The sequence below is a fragment of the Vibrio sp. MMH1-50 genome (assembly GCF_022347645.1).
Taxonomy (GTDB): Bacteria; Pseudomonadota; Gammaproteobacteria; order Enterobacterales; family Vibrionaceae; genus Vibrio; species Vibrio harveyi.
The window spans coordinates 1-3830 of sequence record NZ_JAKRGG010000076.1 but is presented as its reverse complement, the minus strand read 5'-3'; the positions used below and the strand labels follow the sequence as shown (position 1 = coordinate 3830).

The 3830-nt window shown below is 38.2% G+C and carries 5 protein-coding genes; 2 read left to right on the top strand and 3 right to left on the bottom strand.

Annotation, left to right across the window (positions count from 1 at the left end):
* Window positions 1–631 precede the first annotated feature (631 nt).
* Window positions 632–1039: a DUF4476 domain-containing protein gene (locus MHO32_RS25345; protein ID WP_025553555.1), complete on the bottom strand. Its 408-nt coding sequence runs from the start codon at window positions 1037–1039 to the stop codon at window positions 632–634.
* A gap of 303 nt (window positions 1040–1342) precedes the next feature.
* Here MHO32_RS25345 and MHO32_RS25335 point away from each other — a divergent pair, with 303 nt between their 5' ends.
* Both MHO32_RS25335 and MHO32_RS25330 read left to right on the top strand, forming a co-directional pair.
* Complete coding sequence (locus MHO32_RS25335; protein ID WP_005442033.1) at window positions 1343–1585, top strand: type II toxin-antitoxin system Phd/YefM family antitoxin; 243 nt, start codon at window positions 1343–1345, stop codon at window positions 1583–1585.
* Between the two features lie 7 nt (window positions 1586–1592).
* A complete protein-coding gene (locus MHO32_RS25330) occupies window positions 1593–1892 on the top strand; it encodes a type II toxin-antitoxin system RelE/ParE family toxin (RefSeq protein ID WP_239214922.1) in 300 nt (99 codons plus the stop codon).
* A gap of 222 nt (window positions 1893–2114) precedes the next feature.
* On the opposite strand, the gene MHO32_RS25325 is transcribed toward MHO32_RS25330, so the two are convergent.
* Together MHO32_RS25325 and MHO32_RS25315 are read right to left on the bottom strand one after the other, a co-directional pair.
* A complete protein-coding gene (locus tag MHO32_RS25325; protein ID WP_239214920.1) occupies window positions 2115–2348 on the bottom strand; it encodes a hypothetical protein in 234 nt (77 codons plus the stop codon).
* A 611-nt stretch (window positions 2349–2959) separates the two neighbouring features.
* Window positions 2960–3445, bottom strand: coding sequence for a hypothetical protein (locus MHO32_RS25315; RefSeq protein WP_239214918.1), 486 nt, complete (start codon window positions 3443–3445; stop codon window positions 2960–2962).
* Window positions 3446–3830: the final 385 nt, after the last annotated feature.

The following is a 3830-nucleotide window of genomic DNA, read 5'->3' as shown; positions in this document are numbered from 1 at the left end:
AAGCCACCGCAAAGTAAAAATGCCACGCGTTACGAATCACTCTTAAGCAATTTGTTAGTACATGCGCTACTTCTATTTATGCGCTCCAAGATATTGAAATCTGGCATAATATGAAAGACTTTGAACGCTGAAGTGAGACGGGCAGCTACAAAACTTAAACTCGGTTAAGAGACGAAAGTTGGCTAGAAGAAAAACGTACTGAACTCCCCTACGTTTACTGACTTCAAATTAGAAAAGGATTCGTTCCTCGCACTTCGACAGCAACACCAAAGAAAGACAATTTTGACTTAGTAAAAACCACGAAAAAGAAGAAGCAATAAAGAAATAGATTAAGAGTTAGAGACCGTAAACGATGAAGTCAAAGCGAACACTCCGCATATAGTGCCACCGGAAAGAACGTGAAAGGTCCAAACTGAAAGGTGTAAAGACGAGCGCCAAAACAGATAAACACCAAAACTTATGACCTTTGATGTCAAACCCGTACTAACGCTGCGTTAAGTGGTGAGCAACGCTACCACCTTACCTAAACCATTGTGCCGTAAACACTAAAGCCGAATCAAACCGAAAATGCCAAGCGTTGGGAATCCGTCTTAAACGCTTTGTTATGTAAATTTTTGTGGTAGCGTTAAAACTATTTACTTACGTATTCTGTTTCACAATCGAATCCATCACACCTAATAGTAAGAGTTGTACTCTTTGTCGATGTAACTGAAGTTGAAGAACTCTTGGAGCTTGTAGTTTCCGAGAATTCTACCGCCTCTGCATCAAGTACTTTTAGCATTTTTTCTTTGGTTGAATCAAAGTTGATAACTTCCATCAACTCTGATAATTCTAAATCAGAATATTCTTCGTGGTGACCTCGCAATGTTTTAACTGCTTTCACTTTGGAAGAATCAAAATCAAAATACTCTACGAGTGTTATTAACTCTTTAAATGTCAGGTCGCGATTTAGGTTGTTTACGTTGTCGGAAACAAACCTGTTTTTTGTTGAGTCAAAATTAAAATGGCTTATTTTTGTCAACAATTCTTCAGGCTCCATAGCCTGAACACTTAAGGAACAAACTAAGTAAAATACTCCTGATATAATGATTTTATACAATTTCAAACCCCTCCTTTTGTTCGATTTACATAACGCCCTGTTAAGGGGTGAGCAACGCAATACCAAAGCCGCCGCATACCACCCTAAACACTAAAACCAACGCATAGTAAAAATGCCACGCGTTGCGAATCCCTCTTGAACAGTTTGTTAGTTTGCATTTCGCACAAATCGCACGATTTAATTAAATTGCACATTTCATGCGATATATTATAATCTAACTGTACACTCAATTGGGAACTGACCATGCATACATTAACAGCCAATGATGCCAAACGAAATTTCGGCGAACTACTTCTAAGCGCACAACGCGAACCAGTAAAAATCAGCAAAAACAGTAAAGATACTGTCGTTGTCATGTCCATTCGTGACTTTGAAGAGCTAGAAGCTATGAAAGTTGAGTACCTCAAACACTGCTTTAAATCAGCCAAAGAAGACTTGAACAATGGGAACACTGTTGATGGCGAAAGCTTTCTAAATTCGCTGTAACTCACTTATGCAAAAGAACAAATACAAGCTAAGTAACTTAGCACAATCTCACTTGCGCAAGGTCAAAAACTACACTGTTGAAAACTTTTCTGAATTACAGTGGCGCAACTATAAAGACACTTTGCTATCGGGGTTTCAGATGCTAGTTGATAATCCAGGTTTAGGAAGAAGTTGTGACGAGATATACCCAAATGGCTTTTATTTTCCGATTGGAAAACACACAGCTTATTTCACCAAAGAAGATGACTTTATCTTAGTCGTTGCTGTTTTAGGTCAATCACAACTACCCCAGAATCACCTGAAATAACATGACTTTCACCCTAGAAACAATAACTGGGGTGAGAGTTTATCCATGCAAACTAACGCCCTGTTAAGGGGTGAGCAACGCAATACCAAAGCCGCTGCATACCACCTTAAACACTTAAACCAACGCATAGTAAAAATGCCACGCGTTGCGAATCCCTCTTGAACAGTTTGTTAGTATTCAGACCCAACCTGTTACACCGAACTTAAAAAGAAGTCTTATTTGTCAGTTCTCTATCGTCTTGATACCACAGTTTTCACAGATCGTATGTCGAGAAAACTCATCCATAGAAGCTAAAAATGGACCAACTGCCCAGCCTTTGATTAACCCAGCAATAAACTCTTTACACTTTTGATGTTTTACACCAGCAAAAGGACTTGGGTTCCTAATCAATACGGTAATATGTTTGGATTTAATGTTGCAAGCAGAACACTGATATTTGTCTATCTGATGAAGCACTAATTTTCCTCCTGAATACTAACGCTCTGTTAAGGGGTGAGCAACGCAATACTGAAGCCGCCGCATACCACCTTAAACACTAAAACCAACGCATAGTGAAAATGCCACGCGTTGCGAATCCCTCTTGAACAGTTTGTTAACTGAGCGCCTTTCAGTTTTCGGCGATCTTTCAGCCACTTTCGCCAAAGCTCGTTTTGCTAATTAATGATTAGCAAAGCTAACTCAAATATGTATTTAACCAAAAAATTACCGTTTATCTTTAGTTTGAAATGCGTCTCACAACACCATACTTCGGCGATGTAAGTGCGCCGAACTAATCGCGAATGCCTTATATTATTAGAAGGCTTTGTGCCGCCTTTCACATCAGTAAACTTAAGTATCAAACTGAAATTAGTCGCATTAACTCAGCTAAGGGAACCGACCGAACACGATAAATCTCTGAACCTAGAAGCTGTATCATTGTGCTTTCGTATTTTCTGCGCCAGTTAACGCCGCATTAAGGTGTGAGCAACGCTACCACCAAACTTAACCATACCACCATAAACACAAAACCCAACGATGACATCAAAAATGCCAAGCGTTGAGAATCACTCTTAAATGCTTTGTTAGTTTTATATTTTAGGTAGCGATTTTTCCATTCTTCTGGAAATAAAGTAGCCGGTTATAAACATTAACACTGCAAATATAGTTGTCATTGTGTAATATAAAGAAATAGACTCCAGTGACTTATTATTTACAAACAAATATGTTGTTACAGAGAACATTACACCACTAACATTACTACCAACAAAATAAACGAATAACGGTATCATTAGAACCGCCCTACGACATAATTCATTAGAAAAATCGCCAGGAAACACCTTACTTAATACGAAAACTATTCCTATCACAAAAATTAAGGCAAAAATATGAAACGCATAAAACACATAACTTCTTGCGTTGAAAATACTACTTGCAAATTCTATTAAGCCTTTTTCATCTCTAAATATTCCACTATGAAGCGTACCCATAATAAATATTGAAAAAATAACCAAAGTATAAATGATTAGCTCTAAACTAATACGGCTTATGGATGCCCTTACTTTTTCACTTGACACTAAGCTAACCCTCGAATTTATGGAACAACAGATAGTAGATGGCTTGCATACCCTTGTAAAAACTGCCTAGAAAATTTGGGATATCATAGTCACTTTCAAGTCAATCGGTGATAAAACTAACGCTTTGCTAAGGTGTGAGTAACGCAATACAAAAGCTACCGCACAGCGCCTTAATCACCATAAGCCACCGCATAGTAAAAATGCCACGCGTTACGAATCACTCTTAAGCAATTTGTTAGTACATGCACTACTTCTATTTATGCGCTCCAAGATATTGAAAAGTAGAATGATATGAAAGGCTTTGAACACTGAAGTGAGACGGGCAGCTACAAAACTTAAACTCGATTAAGAGACGAGAGTTGGCTAGAAGAAAAATGCACTGACC

Bases quoted from the DNA above. Each gene is read 5' to 3' on its own strand.
- MHO32_RS25330 (WP_239214922.1), top strand. From the start codon at position 1,593: ATGCAAAAGAACAAATACAAGCTAAGTAACTTAGCACAATCTCACTTG.
- MHO32_RS25335 (WP_005442033.1), top strand. From the start codon at position 1,343: ATGCATACATTAACAGCCAATGATGCCAAACGAAATTTCGGCGAACTA.
- MHO32_RS25345 (WP_025553555.1), bottom strand. From the start codon at position 1,039: ATGGAGCCTGAAGAATTGTTGACAAAAATAAGCCATTTTAATTTTGAC.